At 67.8% G+C, this 17,167-nt stretch carries 16 protein-coding genes; 12 read left to right on the forward strand and 4 right to left on the reverse strand.

The annotated features are described in order from the left end of the window. Positions 1-11: 11 nt before the first annotated feature. The 6 genes from gcvT to ACIQCM_RS10565 all read left to right on the forward strand — a co-directional run bounded on the left by gcvT (position 12) and on the right by ACIQCM_RS10565 (position 6,914). Positions 12-1,145 (forward strand): glycine cleavage system aminomethyltransferase GcvT, encoded by a 1,134-nt coding sequence (gene gcvT, locus ACIQCM_RS10540; protein ID WP_400608476.1) that lies wholly within the window; start codon positions 12-14, stop codon positions 1,143-1,145. A 208-nt stretch (positions 1,146-1,353) separates the two neighbouring features. Continuing rightward, entirely contained in the window at positions 1,354-1,737 is a 384-nt protein-coding gene (gene gcvH, locus ACIQCM_RS10545; RefSeq protein ID WP_400608478.1) for a glycine cleavage system protein GcvH, read from the forward strand. Further along, on the forward strand, positions 1,734-3,041 hold the full coding sequence (gene glyA / locus ACIQCM_RS10550; RefSeq protein ID WP_400608480.1) for a serine hydroxymethyltransferase: 1,308 nt from the start codon (positions 1,734-1,736) through the stop codon (positions 3,039-3,041). The genes gcvH and glyA overlap by 4 nt, the downstream gene beginning before the upstream one ends. A 92-nt stretch (positions 3,042-3,133) precedes the next feature. Beyond that, complete coding sequence (locus ACIQCM_RS10555) at positions 3,134-4,549, forward strand: L-serine ammonia-lyase (protein WP_400608482.1); 1,416 nt, start codon at positions 3,134-3,136, stop codon at positions 4,547-4,549. A gap of 13 nt (positions 4,550-4,562) precedes the next feature. Then, entirely contained in the window at positions 4,563-5,576 is a 1,014-nt protein-coding gene (gene lipA / locus ACIQCM_RS10560) for a lipoyl synthase (protein WP_400633678.1), read from the forward strand. 39 nt (positions 5,577-5,615) lie between these two features. Next, positions 5,616-6,914 carry an MFS transporter gene (locus tag ACIQCM_RS10565; RefSeq protein ID WP_400607449.1) on the forward strand — a complete coding sequence of 433 codons (1,299 nt, stop codon included), beginning with the start codon at positions 5,616-5,618 and terminating at the stop codon, positions 6,912-6,914. Between the two features lie 32 nt (positions 6,915-6,946). Here the strand turns inward: ACIQCM_RS10565 and ACIQCM_RS10570 are convergent, their stop codons facing one another. From ACIQCM_RS10570 to ACIQCM_RS10580, 3 genes are all read right to left on the reverse strand, one after another. Continuing rightward, complete coding sequence (locus ACIQCM_RS10570; protein WP_400607451.1) at positions 6,947-9,289, reverse strand: glycoside hydrolase family 65 protein; 2,343 nt, start codon at positions 9,287-9,289, stop codon at positions 6,947-6,949. Positions 9,290-9,423: 134 nt separating this feature from the next. Beyond that, entirely contained in the window at positions 9,424-10,161 is a 738-nt protein-coding gene (locus ACIQCM_RS10575; protein ID WP_400607453.1) for an HAD family hydrolase, read from the reverse strand. A 104-nt stretch (positions 10,162-10,265) separates the two neighbouring features. Continuing rightward, positions 10,266-10,883 carry an alpha/beta hydrolase gene (locus ACIQCM_RS10580; protein ID WP_400607456.1) on the reverse strand — a complete coding sequence of 206 codons (618 nt, stop codon included), beginning with the start codon at positions 10,881-10,883 and terminating at the stop codon, positions 10,266-10,268. A gap of 160 nt (positions 10,884-11,043) precedes the next feature. Here ACIQCM_RS10580 and ACIQCM_RS10585 point away from each other — a divergent pair, with 160 nt between their 5' ends. The 5 genes from ACIQCM_RS10585 (at position 11,044) to ACIQCM_RS10605 (ending at position 15,761) form a co-directional block, all read left to right on the forward strand. Continuing rightward, entirely contained in the window at positions 11,044-11,301 is a 258-nt protein-coding gene (locus ACIQCM_RS10585; protein WP_400607458.1) for a DUF6458 family protein, read from the forward strand. Positions 11,302-11,577: 276 nt separating this feature from the next. After that, positions 11,578-12,402, forward strand: coding sequence for a DeoR/GlpR family DNA-binding transcription regulator (locus ACIQCM_RS10590; RefSeq protein WP_400607882.1), 825 nt, complete (start codon positions 11,578-11,580; stop codon positions 12,400-12,402). After that, positions 12,399-13,379 carry a 1-phosphofructokinase family hexose kinase gene (locus tag ACIQCM_RS10595; RefSeq protein WP_400607461.1) on the forward strand — a complete coding sequence of 327 codons (981 nt, stop codon included), beginning with the start codon at positions 12,399-12,401 and terminating at the stop codon, positions 13,377-13,379. Before ACIQCM_RS10590 ends, ACIQCM_RS10595 begins: the two co-directional genes overlap by 4 nt. A gap of 2 nt (positions 13,380-13,381) precedes the next feature. After that, positions 13,382-15,415 carry a fructose-specific PTS transporter subunit EIIC gene (locus ACIQCM_RS10600; RefSeq protein ID WP_400607462.1) on the forward strand — a complete coding sequence of 678 codons (2,034 nt, stop codon included), beginning with the start codon at positions 13,382-13,384 and terminating at the stop codon, positions 15,413-15,415. Positions 15,416-15,482: 67 nt separating this feature from the next. Next, entirely contained in the window at positions 15,483-15,761 is a 279-nt protein-coding gene (locus tag ACIQCM_RS10605) for an HPr family phosphocarrier protein (protein ID WP_400607464.1), read from the forward strand. 112 nt (positions 15,762-15,873) lie between these two features. Here the strand turns inward: ACIQCM_RS10605 and ACIQCM_RS10610 are convergent, their stop codons facing one another. Then, complete coding sequence (locus ACIQCM_RS10610; RefSeq protein WP_400607466.1) at positions 15,874-16,737, reverse strand: class I SAM-dependent methyltransferase; 864 nt, start codon at positions 16,735-16,737, stop codon at positions 15,874-15,876. Positions 16,738-16,899: 162 nt separating this feature from the next. Between ACIQCM_RS10610 and ACIQCM_RS10615 the strand changes: the two genes are divergently transcribed. Beyond that, a complete protein-coding gene (locus ACIQCM_RS10615; RefSeq protein ID WP_400607469.1) occupies positions 16,900-17,166 on the forward strand; it encodes a Rho termination factor N-terminal domain-containing protein in 267 nt (88 codons plus the stop codon). Position 17,167: the final 1 nt, after the last annotated feature.

Below are 17,167 nucleotides of genomic sequence, written 5' to 3' on the forward strand. Positions count from 1 at the left end.
GACCAGTTCCAATGACCGAGAAATTCACTGCGCTCTACGACGAGCACAAGAAGGCCGGCGCCTCGTTCACCGACTTCGGCGGCTGGCAGATGCCCCTCAAGTACGAATCCGAGCTGGCCGAACACCGGGCCGTGCGCAACGCCGCCGGCCTGTTCGACCTCTCCCACATGGGCGAAGTCTGGGTCACCGGGCCGGACGCCGCGGCATTCCTGGACTACGCCCTGGCCGGCAAGCTCTCCGCCGTCGCCGTGGGCAAGGCCAAGTACTCGCTGATCTGCCAGGAAGACGGCGGCATCATTGATGACCTGATCTCCTACCGCCGCGCCGATGACAGGTACCTGGTGGTTCCCAACGCCGGCAACGCCGCCGTTGTGGCCGCGGCCCTGGCGGAGCGCGCCGCCAACTTCGATGTCACGGTGGAGGACGTCTCCGCCGAAACGTCGCTCATCGCGGTGCAGGGCCCCAGCGCCGAAGCCATCCTGCTGACCCTGGTCCCCGCTGACCAGCACAGCCTGGTGACGGAGCTGAAGTACTACGCAGCGGTGGAGGTAGGCATGGCCGTCAACGGCACTGTCCGGGACCTGCTCCTGGCCCGCACCGGCTACACCGGCGAAGACGGCTTCGAGATTTACGTGCCCAACGCCCAGGCCTCCGCCCTCTGGGACGCACTCCTCGAGACGGGCAAGGACCAGGGGCTTATTCCGGCTGGCCTCGCGAGCCGCGACTCGCTCCGCCTCGAAGCCGGCATGCCGCTCTACGGCAACGAACTCTCCCGCGAAGGCAACCCCTACGCTGCAGGGCTGGGCCCGGTCGTGTCCCTGGCCAAGGAGTCCGACTTCGTGGGCAAGGCAGCCCTGGCCGAACTGAAGGCAGCCGGCGCAGGTTCCACCACCGGGCGCAGGCTCGTGGGCCTCAAGGGCCTGGGCCGCCGGGCAGGCCGTGCGCACTACCCCGTGATGAAGGACGGGAACGTCGTGGGCGAGGTGACCTCCGGCCAGCCGTCCCCCACCCTCGGCTACCCGGTCGCCATGGCCTATGTCGACGTCGAACACTCCGAGGTGGGCACCGCCCTGGACATCGATCTCCGCGGCAAGGCCGAACCCTTCGAGGTTGTAGCCCTCCCGTTCTACAAGCGCCGGAAGTAAAGGAGTGGCCGACATCCTCCGCGTGCTCGGTCGCGAAGGCGCCCGCTGCGCGGACGCGACGCCTCCCTTAGGCGCACGCTTCCGGCTGCAGGCCACTCCCCGACGCTCTCTCACTTAATGTGCTGCCTGGCCCGACGCTCTCTCACTTAATGTGCTGCCTGGCCCGACGCTCTCTCACTTTTAAACACGAACTTAAGGAAGTAACACCATGGCTAAAGTTGCCGCTGAACTGAAGTACTCCGCCGAGCACGAGTGGGTTGCCGTTGATGGCGACGGCCCCGCCGGTATCGGCATCTCCGCCGTCGCCGCCGAGGCCTTGGGCGACATCGTGTACGTGGACCTGCCCGAGGTCGGCTCCACCGTGACCGCCGGCGAAACCTGCGGCGAGGTGGAATCCACCAAGTCCGTCTCGGACCTGTACGCCCCCGTCACCGGTGAGATCACCGAGATCAACGAAGCCGTCGTGGCCGATCCCGCCCTCATCAACAGCGACCCCTACGGCGCAGGCTGGCTCTTCAAGGTTGCCGTCTCCGAAGAAGGCCCCCTCATGACCGCTGAGGAATACGCGGCAGCCAACGGCGGCGAGCTGTGAGCGCCCCCGCCACCGCCGCTTTCCAGCAGGTAGACGCTCCGAGCCTGAACGCAGACCTGTCCGCCCTGGACCCGGAGATCGCAGTAAAGATCGACGCCGAGCTGGGCCGCCAGCGCGACGGCCTGGAGATGATCGCCTCGGAGAACCACACCGCCGTGGCAGTGATGCAGGCGCAGGGCTCCGTGCTGACCAACAAGTACGCCGAGGGCTACCCGGGCAAGCGCTACTACGGTGGCTGCGAGCACGTCGACGTCATCGAGCAGCTGGCCATCGACCGCGTGAAGGCCCTGTTCGGCGCGGAATACGCCAACGTCCAGCCGCACTCCGGCGCGCAGGCGAACGCCTCGGTGATGCACGCGCTGATCAAGCCCGGCGACACCATCATGGGCCTGAACCTGGCCCACGGCGGCCACCTGACGCACGGGATGAAGATCAACTTCTCCGGCAAGCTCTACAACGTGGTCCCCTACCAGGTCCGCGAAGACACCCACACCATTGACATGGCCGAGGTGGAGCGCCTGGCCCAGGAGCACAAGCCGCAGCTGATCGTGGCCGGCTGGTCCGCCTATGCACGCCAGCTGGACTTCGCCGAGTTCCGCCGGATTGCCGACTCCGTCGGCGCCTACCTGATGGTGGACATGGCGCACTTCGCCGGCCTGGTGGCCGCCGGGCTGCACCCCTCACCGGTGCCGCACGCCCACGTCACCACGTCCACCACGCACAAGACCCTCGCCGGTCCGCGCGGCGGCATCATCCTCTCGAACGACGCCGGCATCGCCAAGAAGATCAACTCGGCAGTGTTCCCGGGCCAGCAGGGCGGCCCGCTGGAGCACGTCATCGCCGGCAAGGCCGTGGCGTTCAAGATCGCAGGTTCGCCGGAGTTCAAGGAGCGCCAGGAGCGCGTCCTGGCTGGTGCCCGCATCCTGGCCGACCGCCTCACCCGCGAAGACGTTGCCGCCAAGGGCATCAGCGTGGTCTCGGGCGGCACGGATGTGCACCTGGTCCTGGTTGACCTGCGCAACTGCGAGCTCGACGGCCAGCAGGCCGAGGACCGCCTGGCTGCCATTGACATCACCGTCAACCGCAACGCCGTGCCCTTCGACCCGCGCCCGCCGATGGTCACCTCCGGCCTCCGCATCGGCACCCCGGCCCTGGCCACCCGAGGCTTCGGCGAGGCTGCCTTCGCCGAGGTTGCGGATATCATCGCCGAGGCATTGACGGCCGACGCCGACGCTGACCTTTCCGGCCTGCGTCACCGCGTAGAGGCACTCGCCGCTGCGCACCCGCTGTACCCGGGGCTTTAACCACGCGCGAGATGGCAGTTCACGGCAATGAATCGGAAGAACATTGGTGTGAACTGCCATCTCGGCACATAACTTTTAGTTAGGAACCTGTCATGGCCGTTGGAGTCTTTGATCTCTTTTCCATTGGGATCGGGCCTTCGAGCTCCCATACTGTGGGGCCGATGCGCGCCGGAGCGGTATTCGCCGGGGAGCTCGCCGCATCCGGGAAGCTCCCCGACGTCGCGGGGCTGCGCGTGGACGTCTACGGATCGCTGGCCGCGACGGGGCACGGACACGGCACCATGACCGCTGTCCTGCTCGGCCTGGAGGGCTACCACCCGGAGAAGATCCTCCCGGACGAGGTGGAGGACCGGCTCGCAGCAATCGCCGAGACCGGAACCCTCCAGCTGGCCGGCGCAGTGGACGGCGCGACGGCGGTTCCGTTGCCTTACGGGGTGGCGGACATGGTGCTCCGTCCGCTGACGGTCCTGCCCCGGCACACCAACGGGATGACGTTCACGGTCACGGACGCTGCCGGCGAGGTGCTGCACACGGCAACATTCTTCTCCGTGGGCGGCGGCTTCATTGTCCGCGAGGGCGAAGAGGATGCGGCCCTCAAGGAACTCGACGAGTCCAAGAAGGAACTGCCCCTGCCGTTCCGCACCGCCGCGGAGCTGCTGGGCCGGTGCCAGTCCAAGGGCCTGTCCATCGGCGAGATCATGTTCGTCAATGAGCGCGCCTCACGGTCCGAAGAGGAGATCCGCAAGGGACTGCTGGAAATCTGGGCCGTCATGGAGGAGTGCGTTGAAGTCAGCCTGAAGCGCGAAGGACTCCTGCCCGGCGGGCTGAAGGTCCGCCGTCGTGCGCCCGACTGGCACGAACGCCTCCTGAAGGAGGACAAGGACCGGGACCCGAAGTACTGGCAGGAATGGGTGAACCTGATCGCGCTGGCCGTCAACGAGGAAAATGCCTCCGGCGGCCGGGTGGTGACCGCACCGACCAACGGCGCGGCCGGCATCATTCCCGCGGTCCTGTACTACGCGCTGCACTACGCGCCCGGCATGGACAAGGCCACGCAGGAAGACCGCGACGACGTCGTAGTCAAGTTCCTGCTGACCGCCGGCGCCGTCGGGGTGCTCTACAAGGAACAGGCCTCGATCTCGGGCGCCGAGGTGGGCTGCCAAGGCGAGGTCGGGTCCGCGTCGTCAATGGCCGCCGCAGGCCTGGCCGAAGTCATGGGCGGCACGCCCCAGCAGGTGGAAAACGCCGCGGAAATCGCCATGGAGCACAACCTGGGCCTGACCTGCGATCCGATCGGCGGCCTGGTCCAGGTCCCGTGCATCGAACGCAACGCGATCGCTGCCGCCAAGGCCATCAACGCCGCAAAGATGGCGCTGTGGGGCGACGGCACGCACCGCGTTTCCCTCGACGAGGTCATCGTGACCATGCGCGAAACGGGCAAGGACATGTCCTCCAAATACAAGGAAACGGCCATGGGCGGCCTCGCCGTCAACGTCGTGGAATGCTAAGGAAAGAGTACTGATGACACTGGCACCTGAGGGCCGGAAGATGCTGCGGATTGAGCAGCGTAACGCGGCTGTCCCGGTGGAGCGGAAGCCGGAGTGGATCAAGGCGAAGGTCCAGATGGGCCCGGAGTTCGTCGGGCTCAAGAACCTGGTGAAGAAAGAGGGCCTGCACACGGTGTGTGAGGAGGCCGGCTGCCCGAACATTTTCGAGTGCTGGGAGGACCGGGAAGCGACGTTCCTGATCGGCGGGTCCGAGTGCACCCGGCGGTGTGATTTCTGCCAGATCGATACCGGCAAACCGTCCCCGGTGGACATGTTCGAGCCGACCAAGGTCGCCCGGTCGGTGCAGTCGATGAACCTGCGCTACGCGACCGTGACCGGGGTGGCCCGGGATGACCTGGCCGATGAGGGTGTGTGGCTGTACGCCGAGACGGTCCGGAAGATCCATGAGCTGAACCCCGGCACCGGGGTGGAACTGCTGATCCCTGACTTCTCCGGCAAACCGGAACACATCGCGGCGATCTGCGATTCGGCCCCGGAGGTGTTCGCGCACAACGTCGAGACCGTGCCCCGGATCTTCAAGCGGATCCGGCCCGCGTTCCGGTACGAACGGTCCCTGGATGTCATCACGCAGGGGCGGAACCTGGGCATGGTCACCAAGTCCAACCTGATCCTGGGCATGGGCGAAACCCGCGAGGAAATCAGCGAGGCCCTCCGGGACCTGCACGGTGCCGGGTGTGACCTGATCACCATCACCCAGTACCTGCGCCCGTCCGAGCGGCACCTGCCCGTGGACCGGTGGGTCAAGCCGCAGGAATTCCTGGACCTGCAGCACGAGGCCGAGGAAATCGGTTTCCTCGGCGTCATGTCCGGGCCCCTGGTCCGCTCCTCCTACCGCGCCGGCCGGCTCTGGGCCACCGCCATGCGCAAAAAGGGCCGCGAAATCCCCGAACACCTCGCCCACATCGCCGAAGGCATCCAGGACTCCGGCACCACCCGCCAGGAAGCCGCCAGCCTCCTGGCCCGCTGACACCACAACGCGGCAGGAGGGCGGAACTAGAATTGGGGGATGCCCACCCCCAAGGCCCTGCGGCCGTTTGCCCACCGTGAATACCGGGTCCTGACCGCGGCTTTGGCCATCTCGATTTTCGGCTCGGGCATGTGGGCCGTGGCCATGGTCTACGAGGTGATCCACCTGGGCGGCGGCCCGCTGGAACTGTCCACGGTGGCGGCCGCCGGCAGCGTTGGTCTGGTGGCGTTCGTGCTGGCCGGCGGGATCGCGGCGGACCGGGTTCCGCAGCGCCGGCTCATTATCGCGGTGGAGGGGACCAACCTGGCGGTCATCGCCGCCGTGAGCGGACTGGCTATGGCCGGGCTGCTGCAGGTCTGGCACCTGGCACTCGGCGCGTTCGTGCTGGGCGTGGGCGCGGCCTTCTTCTTTCCGGCCTACTCCGCCATCCTGCCGCGCATCCTTCCGCCCGGCGACCTCCTGGCCGCGAACGGGCTGGAAGGGACCATGCGCCCGGTGCTGCAGCAGGCTGCCGGCCCGGCGGTGGCGGGCATCGTGGTGGCGGCACTGTCGCCGTCGCACGCGGTGACAGCGGTGGCTGTGTGCCACCTGGCGGCGTTCATCGTGCTGAATTTCCTGGGCCGGCACGCCCTGGCGGCGCCCCGAACGGAGGAGGGCACTGAGGCCGCGTCGAAATCCACCTTCGTCCAGGACCTCCGCGAGGGCGTCGCGTACACAGTCCGCACGCCCTGGCTCCTCTGGACGCTGCTCTGGGCCTGCATTTCGGTGCTGTTCCTGATCGGCCCCATCGAAGTGCTGATTCCCTTCGTGGTGCGCGACCAGCTGGGCGGCGACTCCCGCATGTTCGGCTTTCTGCTCGCCGTCCTCGGAGCGGGCTCGGCGCTCGGCTCGCTCCTCACCGCATCGCTGCCGCTCCCCCGCCGCTACCTCACGGTGATGATGGCGGCGTGGGGCGCGGGCACCCTGCCGCTGGCCGCCGTCGGAATCATGGACAGCTTCTGGGCCGTTGCCGCGGCACTGTTCGTCTTCGGCGCCACCGGCAGCGTGGGCATGGTCATCTGGGGCACCCTGCTGCAGAGGCGCGTGCCGCCGCAGCTGCTGGGCCGGGTGTCCAGCCTGGACTTTTTCGTCTCACTAGCGCTCATGCCGGTGTCCATGGCGCTGGCCGGCCCCGCCGCCGAGGTGCTGCCCATCTGGCTGATTTTCCTGGTGGCCGGGGGCGTAGGCCCGGTCATGGCGATCGTCGCGGTGGCCGCCGCCCGGATGCCGGACGACGAACTGGCGCACCCCCTTGTCCACGCCGCCGGGATGGAAAGCACGACGGCGGTGGGAGACTGACGCAGGCCGCGCCAGCTCCCGCTCCCCGGCGGTCAGCCGCGGCCGCGCACCACGGGAATGCTCGACGTCGGCAGCTGGCTCGGGAAGACTGTCGCCTCGGGCACACTGACCGGGTCCAGCGCCACCTTCACCGGCGCTGAGCCCACGGTAAGCAGCTGCGCCCTTACGTCCACCTCGAGCGGTTCGCCCTCCTGGACCACCAGGGTGAGGGAACCGGCGTCGAGCGTTACCCGGAGGAGCCTGCCGCGGATCCGGAGGTGGAATGACAGGCCGTCCCACGAGGCCGGAAGGCGCGGGTCAAAGAACGGCACCGGACCCTGGTCGCGCAGGCCAGCAAAGCCGCAGACCAGCGAGCTCCACACGCCGCCGGTGGAGGCGATGTGCACACCGTCGATCGTGTTCCCGTGCGTGTCATCGAGGTCGATGAATGCGGCGTTCGTGAAGTGTGCCAGCGCTTCGCGCGAATAGCCCACCTCGGCGGCCATGATGCCCTGCACGCAGGCGGACAGTGTGGAGTCGCCGGTGGTGATGGGATCGTAGAAATCGAAGGCGCGCTGCTTCTCCTCCGCGGTGAAGTCCTGCCACTGCAGGAACATCGCCAGCACCGTGTCGGCCTGCTTCAGGACCTGGTGGCGGTAGATGACCAGGGGGTGGAAGTGCAGCAGCAGCGGATACTTCGAGCGCGGGGTGTCCCAGTCCCACCCTTCGAGCGTCATGAAGTCGTTGTCCTGCGAGTACACCTGCATGCGGTCGTCGAAGGGCAGGTGCATCCGGTCCGCGGCTGCCTGCCAGAGCTGGCGCTCCTCCTGGGTGATGCCCGCGTGCTCCAGGGCCGCGGCGGCGCGAAGGTTAAAGCGGGCCATGACATTGGTGTAGAGGTTGTCGTTGACCACGGCCGTGTACTCGTCCGGGCCGGTAACCCCGTGGATGTGGAAGAGCCCGTCCTTGCCGAAGAAGCCCAGGGAGACCCACATGCGGGCGGTTTCGATCAGGAGCTCCGCGCCCATCCCGGTCCGGAACGCAATGTCTTCGGTGGCCCAGAGGTAGCGGTTGGTGGCGAACGCAATCGCCGCGGCGATGTGGAACTGGGCGGTGCCGGCAGCGTAATAGGCGCTGGCCTCCAGCCCGTTGATGGTGCGCCACGGGAACAGTGCGCCGTCAACGCTCAGTTCCTTGGCGCGGACCCGCGCCTCGGGAAGCATTCCGTGACGGAACTCAAGGACCTGGCGAGCGCCGTCGGGATTGGTGTACGTGAGGTAGGGCAGGAGATAGACCTCCTGGTCCCAGAAGTAGTGGCCCTCGTAGCCGGAACCCGTGACGCCCTTGGCCGGGATGCCGGCCACGTCTGCGCGGGCTGTTGCCTGTGCCAACTGGAACAGGTTCCAGCGGATGGCCTGCTGGAGCCCCGGCTGGCCGTCCACCTCGATGTCAGAGGTCGCCCAATAGGCGCCGTAGTGCGCCGCGCTCTCGGCAAAAACGTCCAGGACGGGGAGCAGGCCGGCCTCGGCGGCTTCGGCTGCATCCGTGGGGTCATCGTGCGCATCGAAAACGGCCGCGTAGCCGACGCTCTTCTCCAGCCGGAACGGTTCCTCCGCGGTGACGGCCAGGACGTAGCGGACGTTGCTGTCGTCCTGGTCCACCTTCGTCTCAAACGGCTGGTGGCCCGCGGACGTCCAGTGGTCCACTGCCACCCCGACGCGCTGCCCGGAGGCGGCGGTCTGCCAGGAGAGCCGCAGGGAACCGTCGCCGCCGTCGAGCCGAACCGGCTGGAGCACCCGCCCTGCGTGCCGGCCGGAACGGCGGGGATCATGCTCGGAGTGGTCCTCCACAGGCTGGTCCTGGCGGTTAATGACCGAGGATGTCACGTCCAGCGACACCAGCCGGTCCGTGTCCACGTCCAGGGAAATGCCCAGGCTTCCGCGCGAGCGGTATCCCACAGCCCGGCGTTCGGTGGTGGTCACGGTAGCCCCGGACCGGCACAGCCAGGTGACGCGGCATTCGTAGACGCCGGTGGAAAAGTCGACGGAGCGGCGGTAATCCAGCACCTCGGACTCGGCCAGGCTAAGCGCCTCGCCGTCCACCACGATGGTGAAGTTGTTCGCATCGGGGACATAGATGATGCGCTGGCCGGTCCGGGCGAAGCCGAAGGCGTTTTCGGCGTGCTTGATGTCCCAGGTCTCGTGCAGTCCGTTGATGAACGTCCCGGGCAGCTCCGCATCGGCCGGGGTCCAGTGGGCCCCGCGGATGCCAAGATGACCGTTGCCCAGGGCAAAGAGGGTTTCCAGGGTGCCGGCGCTTCCTGGTTCGTGCCGTGTTTCCACGAGCTGCCAGGGGGTGTCGGGGAACCTTTCGCGGTCCGCGGTGATGAGTGCCATGGTGTTGGGGTCCTTTGGCGGTTGGCTGTGCTGCCGGTTCGTGGCCGGGCAAGTATTCGGGGTGGTGCCGGGGTGGTGCCGGGGTGCGGCGGTTCGGGGCTGTGGCGTCTTGGGGGGAGGGCGCCGCTGCGGATCTAGGGAACGAGTTCCTGCAGGTCGTTGACCACCAGCGTGGCTCCGGCGTCGAGCAGGACCTGCCGGCCGGCGCCGCGGTCCACGCCGATGACCGAGTGGAACGACCCCGCACGGCCGGCCTGGACACCGGAAACGGCGTCTTCCACCACAACGCATTCCTTGCCGGGCAGCCCCAGCAGCCGGGCGGCGTACTCATAGGTGGCGGGGTCCGGCTTGCCGGGGAGGCCTTCGCGGGCTGCGACCACGCCGTCAACCACCACGGGGAAATGGTGGCTCAGGCCGGCGGCCTCGAGGACCGCCGGGGCGTTCCGGGAGGAGGAGACGACGGCGACTTTCAGTCCGCGGGCCAGCGCGGCTTCCAGGAATCGTACCGATCCTTCGAACGGCTCGACTCCGGCGCTGACGATCTCGTTGAAGACCGCGTTCTTCCGGTTTCCCAGACCCTGCACGGTGGCATTGGCCGGGTCGTCGTCCAGGGGTCCCTCCGGGAGCGTGATCCCGCGCGAGGCGAGGAAGTCACGCACACCGTCGAACCGGGGCTTGCCGTCGATGTGGTCGAAGTAGTCGCTTTCGCTGTAGGCCCGGGCTTCCGGGTGTGCGGCAAGGTACCCCTCGAAGAGTTCCTGCCAGGCCTTTTCGTGCACGGTGGCGGTGGGGGTGAGTACACCATCGAGGTCGAAGAGGATGCCGGAGGCGCCGGTCCAGGCGGGGGCATCGGTTGCATTGTGTTCAGTCATCAGCAGTGCAGTGTCCTTAGTCCCCCGGTCGATTAGCAGCGGTCGCGGCCGAAGTAGAGTGTAAGCGCTTACAAATTTGGCTGGCAACTGTTTTTTCCCCACCTTCAGCCCAGGACGTAGTGGCGGAGGAATGCGGACACGTCCGCCATCTCCCGTTTGGACATCGCATGGCCCATTCCGGGGTAGGTCCGGGCGGTCAGCTGGGTGTGCGCTTCCAGCCATTCGGCCGTGTAATGAACGGCGTCCGGGTTGATCACCATATCCGCTTTGTCCCGGCCCCAGAAGAACGGCGGCCTGGCCTCAAACGAATCGGTCAGGGCGAGGAGCTCATTGTTGAGTACGAAACCGGACAGTCCCACCACCGCCCGGTAGTCCGCGGGGTGCAGGCGCAGGAGGGTGCTCGCCATGGCCATTCCCTGCGAATAGCCCAGCAGGCTCACGCTGCTGTGCCCGCCCCGGATGGATTCCACCCAGGCGTGCACGGCGTTGCTGACGCGGACCACGTCCGCGAAATCGTTTGCCAGGAAGTAGTCCAGGAGGAACCAGCCGTAGTGGTCTCCCACCGGCATCGGGGCACGGAGCGCCGCACAAGTGAACCCCGCGGGGAGGTAATCGAAGAGCCGGACCATGCGCGATTCGTCCGTGCCGTAGCCGTGCATCATCACCAGCAGAGGTGTTCCTGCCCGCTGGTGTTCGGGGCGTGACCACACCACAGTTTCCATGGGGCCATGCTAGCGAGGCCGCCCTGACCTGGCCCTTCCGTGCGGCGCGGATCATTGAATCAGCCCGAGCGGCGCGGTACCGTGACGCTTGCAGGCAGAATTCGACACACCGGCAGTAACACCTACTGGCTCCGCCGCCGCGGACACGAAGGAGTACGTCATGAGAATCGGTTCCTCAATTTTCCTCATCGCCCTGGGCGCCATCCTCGCTTGGGCTGTAGCCCCGGGACTGATCCCCTTTATTGACCAGGTCCTCGTCGGCTACATCCTGATGGTTGTGGGTGTGATCGGGCTGGTCGTGTCCCTGGTTCTGGCCTCGCCCGGACGCAGCCGCCGGGTCAGCGAAACCAGGTCGGTGGTGGATCCGGCCACCGGCGAGCGCATCACCCGCAACGAAAGCCGCGACGGCGAACTCTAGCCCCGGAACAGCGACCCCGCGAAGCCGGGCCGGACCAACGCAATGGTCCGGCCCGGCTTCCGCCTTTAAAGGCCCGTTCGCTTCCCCGCTTGTCGGACTTCTGCCGCTTCGCTTTTCGGGAGCAACGGCCGGCTGGCGGGAGAAAAGTAACAACCACTCCTCCATTTGGTTTCGTGTTGGTTTCCGTTGACAAACCAACAGATTCAAAGATAAAGTCAAGTATCTCAACATCATGTGATGCGAGTCACCACGCCGGAACTACGCAATGGAGGGTATGTGTTTGCCGAGGAGCGCCAGCAGAAGATTGCCGACCTGGTGGCCGGCAACGGCAGGGTCAGCGTCACCCTGCTGGCCGAGCGCTTCAGCATCACCACCGAAACCGTCCGCCGGGACCTCGCCGCGCTGGAGAGCGCCGGCACCGTCCGCCGCGTCCACGGCGGCGCCGTAGCCCCTGACCGGTTCAGCACCACCGAGGAGAGCGTCACGGCCCGCGCCATCCAGCGTCCCGACCAGAAGGTCCGCATCGCCGAAGCCGCGCTGGCCCTGGTTCCCCGCAACTCACACGCCAGTATCCTGCTCGACGGCGGAACCACCACCGAAGTACTGGCCGGCCTGCTGGCCAGGCGCGTCGCCGTCGTACCTTCCGAAGGGCGCCTTCCCGAAGCCCGGCCTGCCGATGGCGCCGAGCTGGTGGCCATCACCCACGCGGTCCCGATCGCCGCAAAGCTGTCCGCCGTCCCCGGGATCGCACTGCAGATCCTGGGCGGCCGGGTCCGCGGCCTTACGCAGGTCGCGGTGGGGCACGGGACGGTGGAAGCCGCGGCCCGTATCCGCCCGGACATCGCGTTCGTGGGCACCAACGGCGTGCACGCCACCTTCGGCCTGAGCACCCCGGACGCCGAAGAAGCCGCCGTCAAGGCCGCTTTCGTCCACTCGGCCCGCCGCATCGTGGTGCTGGCCGATTCCTCCAAGCTGGACGCGGAAACCCTGGTCCAGTTCGCCTCCCTGAAAGACCTGGATACCTTGATTACAGACAGCGAACCTGGCCCCGAACTCGCGGCCGCCCTGGATGAGGCCGGCGTTGACGTGGTGATCGCATGATCGTCACTTTCACGGCCAACCCCAGCCTGGACCGCACGGTGGCGCTCCCCGGCCCGCTGGAGCGCGGCGAAGTGCAGCGGGCCGTCTCCGTCAGCCAGGAATCCGGCGGCAAAGGCGTCAACGTCTCCCGCGCGCTGGTGGCCTCCGGCCTGGACTCCGTGGCCGTGCTGCCCGGCGCGGACGGCGATCCGGTCCTGGCCGGGCTGCGCGAACAGGCCGTCCCCTTCGTCTCCCTGCCCATCGCCGAACCGCTCCGCACCAACGTAGCGCTCACCGAGCCGGGCGGCGTGACCACCAAGATCAACGAACCCGGACCCGCGCTGGACGAAAGCCAGCAGGAAGCCCTGATCACGCTGCTGCTGGAACGCTCCCGCGGCGCCCGCTGGGTGGTCCTGGCAGGCTCGCTCCCGCCCGGATTCCCCGCGGATTTCTATGCCACCGTGACGCGCCGCCTGCGTTCCACGGACGACGGCGCGGCCCCCCTCGTTGCCGTCGACTCGTCCGGGCAGCCACTCGCCGCAGCCGTTTCCGGCGGTGCGGCCGGCATGCCGGACCTCCTGAAGCCCAATGCCGAAGAACTGGCGGAACTGGCTGCTGCAGCAGGCTTCGCCCCGGCCACCGCTGACCAGCTCGAAGCGGATCCGGAGGCAGCCGCCCAGGCCGCCGCCGCCGTCGTGCGTTCCGGTGTGGGTGCTGTGCTGGCAACTCTCGGATCCAAGGGAGCTGTCCTTGTAACGGCCGACGGCGCGTGGCTGGCCACGCATCCGCCGGTCGCCGCCGTGAGCACGGTGGGCGCGGGCGACTCCGCGCTGGCCGGCTACCTGCTCGCCCACGGCCGGGGTGCCGCCCCGGCTGATTGCCTCCGACAGGCGGTGGCCCACGGTGCCGCCGCCGCTTCCCTGCCCGGATCCACTGTTCCGGCAGTCAACCAAACCACCCCCGATGCCGTAACCATCACGGCCCTTCGAAAGGATTGACAGTGACCCAGCTCATCACCACGGAACTGGTCGAGCTCGACCAGAACCTGGGCAATGCACCTGAGACGGTGATCCGGCACCTGGCAAGCAAGGTTGCTGCCGCCGGACGCGCGTCCGAAGTTGAAGGCCTCTTCGCGGACGCATACGCCCGTGAACAGAAGACCGCCACAGGCATCCCCGGCGGCATTGCCATTCCGCACTGCCGGTCCGCGGCCGTCACCGAGCCCGCCCTGGCCATGGCCCGCCTGAACCCGAAGGTGGACTTCGGGGCCAAGGACGGCCCCGCCGACCTGGTGTTCTTCATCGCGGCCCCGGACGGAGCGGACCAGGAACACCTGAAGCTGCTCTCGAAGCTGGCCCGTTCGCTTATCAAGAAGGACTTCACGGCCGCGCTGCGTGCCGCGTCTTCCGAGGAAGAGATCGTGGCGCTGGTGGATGGCGCCCTGGCCGACAAGCCGGCCACGCACGCAGCCGCCGCCCTGGTTGACGCCGTACCTGCCCCCATGACCGACGGCGGTGCGCCTACCCCCACCGCTGCAGCACCCAAGCGCCTCGTAGCAGTCACCGCATGCCCCACCGGCATCGCCCACACCTACATGGCAGCCGACTCGCTTGTGGCAGCAGCCCGGGAAGCCGGCGTGGACCTGCAGGTGGAGACGCAGGGTTCCTCCGGCGCCAAGCCGCTGGACCCTGCCGTCATCGCAGCAGCGGACGCCGTGATCTTCGCAGTGGACGTGGACGTGCGCGGCAAGGAGCGCTTCGCCGGCAAGCCCGTCATCAACGCACCCGTGAAGCGCGGCATCGACGAACCCGCCAAGATGGTCCAGGAAGCCCTGACGGCCGCCACGGACCCCAACGCCCGCCGGGTTCCGCACTTCGGCGCCGAGGAACAGGCGGAACGTGCAGCCAGCGAGAAGGGCGAGCACATCGGCCAGAAGCTCAAGCGTGCGCTCCTCACCGGCGTCAGCTACATGATTCCGTTCGTGGCCGGCGGTGGCCTGCTCATAGCCCTGGGCTTCCTGCTGGGCGGCTACGACATCACGGACGTCGCGGACAAGGTGGTGGTGGAGAACAGCTTCGGCAACCTGCCTGAAGGCGGCCTGGCCATCTACCTGGGCGCGGTGTTCTTCAAGATCGGCGCCGTGTCGATGGGCTTCCTGGTCCCGGCCCTGGCAGGCTACATCGCCTACGCCATCGCCGACCGTCCCGGCATCGCCCCGGGCTTCGTTGCCGGCGCCGTTGCCGGATTCATGGACGCCGGCTTCCTGGGCGGCATCGTGGGCGGCCTCCTGGCCGGCTACGTCGCCCATCTGATCGGGACCTGGCAGGTACCGCGCTGGCTGCGTGGCCTGATGCCCGTGGTGATCATCCCGCTGCTGGCCTCCATCGTGGCTTCCGGCCTGATGTTCCTGGTGCTCGGTGGGCCTATCGCTGGCCTTACCGCAGGCCTCAACGGCTGGCTGTCCGGCATGACCGGAGCCTCTGCCATCATCCTGGGAGTCATCCTGGGCCTCATGATGTGCTTCGACCTGGGCGGCCCCGTGAACAAGGTGGCCTACGGCTTCGCCGTTGCCGGCCTCAGCGCGGGCAGCGCGGACAACCAGGCCCCGTGGCAGATCATGGCCGCGGTTATGGCCGCAGGCATGGTTCCACCGCTGTCCATGGCACTGGCCACCGTGCTGGACCGCAAGCTCTTCAGCCTGGCCGAGCGCGAGAACGGCAAGGCAGCCTGGCTGCTGGGCGCATCCTTCATCTCCGAAGGCGCCATCCCGTTCGCTGCTGCCGACCCGCTGCGCGTCCTTCCCGCCAGCATGCTGGGCGGCGCCCTGACCGGAGCGCTGAGCATGGCGTTCGGTGTCACGTCGCAGGCACCCCACGGCGGCATCTTCGTGTTCTTCGCCATCGAGAGCTTCCTGATGTTCGTGGTCTCGATCGTCGCCGGAACGATTGTGACGGCTCTGGCAGTGATCGCGCTCAAGCGCTGGGCCGCCCCGAAGAGCACTGCTACGGTGGAAACCGTTCCCGCGACGGTCTGACCCCGCAGCACCCCCCAATCCCAACGGCCCCCACGCACCACAGGGGCCGCTAGCCAAAGGAGCAAGAATGCCAGAACGCACCGCAACAGTCGCCAGCCGGGTTGGCCTGCACGCCCGCCCTGCCGCGATCTTCGCCGAGGCAGCCGGAGAGTTCGACCTGGACATCACGATCGCCCGCGAAGGCGAGCCCGCTGACGAGGCCATGGACGCTGCCAGCATCCTGTCCCTCATGAGCCTGGGTGCCGCCCACGGCGACGTGGTGGTCCTCCGCGCCGAGGGCGAGGGCGCGGACGGCGCCCTGGACCGCCTGGTCCAGATCCTGGAAACGGACCACGACGCCGAGTAGCGGCGCCGGTGCGCCAGCGCACCTGACCCGGCGGCCGCCGTCGGACGTTTTTCCGGAGATTTTCCCCGGAAGAAGCGCCCGACGGCGGCTTCCGCGGTTTATGCGCCCCCGCTCAGCGGGCCTTCTTCGCGGTGAGAAGCAGGTACTCCCATTCCATCTGGAAAGGGGTGTCCCCATGGGCGTCACCAAAGGCCTCGGCCAGATCGGTGAGGGCCTGGTCCAGCGCCTTGACCTTGTCCGCCTCACCGGCCAGGTTCTTGTAGACGGCGATGGTGGGACCGTAGTGCGACTTGAAATAACGGACGAAGTCCTCCGGGCCGGGGAAGCTGCGGACGGCGAGCTGCCGTCGGCGGGCATGCACATCTGTGACCCGGTTCCCCAGCAGCGACCGGACATGTTCTTCGTTCCCCCAGAGCGGCGGCGGCTGGGCACCAGGCGGGGGCGGCGGGGCGAACGGCTTCATGGCCGTGAACATTTGCCCCACGAAGCCTTCCGGCGTCCAGTTCAGCAGGCCGATGGTGCCGCCGGGCGCACACACGCGGACCAGTTCGTCCGCAGCGTCCTGGTGGTGCGGGGCGAACATGACGCCCACGCAGGAGATCACGGCGTCGAAAGCGCCTGCATCGAACGGGAGGGCTTCCGCGTCCGCTTCCACCCACTCGACGCTGACGCCGCGTCCGGCAGCCTGCCGACGGCCGGCCTCGAACAGCTCGGGGGTGAGGTCCGAGGCGACCACACGCGCGCCCAGCATGGCCGCCGGGATGGCGGCGTTCCCCGCCCCGGCAGCCACGTCCAGGACACGCTGGCGTGCCCTGATGCCGCAGGCTTCCACCAGGACGGCGCCGAGTTCGCTGACCAGCTCGCCGGCGAGTGCCGGGTAGTCTCCCGAGGCCCACATGGCCCGGTGCTTCTGCTTGAGCGCACGGTCCGCTTCCGCCGCCTGCTCCGCCTGGTCCGTGTCCTTGGTGTGGCTCATCCCGGATCCTCTCCCGCGGAGGGCACCTCCGCGGACTCGATGCGACTCATTGTGGACGCGTGCCGTCGGACTGTAAAGGTTCGGTGCCGGAAAGGTCCTTGAATCGCCTCCGGCCCGCGCATAGCGTGGGAAGATCAGCAGCTGCGAACCGAGGAGGGCGCCATGCCGGCAAAGAAGAACCCCAGCCTGAAGGACCCCGGGCTGTACGAGGAACTGCGCGAGGACGGCGCGTCCAAGCAAAAGGCCGCCCGGATCTCCAACGCGGCAGCGAAGAGCGGCCGCTCCGCCGTGGGGCACAAGGGCGGCAAGTCCGGCAGCTACGAGGACTGGACCGTTCCCCAGCTGAAGGCAAAGGCCAAGGACATCGGACTCACCGGCTACTCAAAGAAGAAGAAGGGCGAGCTCATCTCCGCCCTGCGAAACTCCTGAG

Origin of the sequence: Pseudarthrobacter sp. NPDC092439 (genome assembly GCF_044754945.1) — a bacterium.
Classification (GTDB): domain Bacteria; phylum Actinomycetota; class Actinomycetes; order Actinomycetales; family Micrococcaceae; genus Arthrobacter.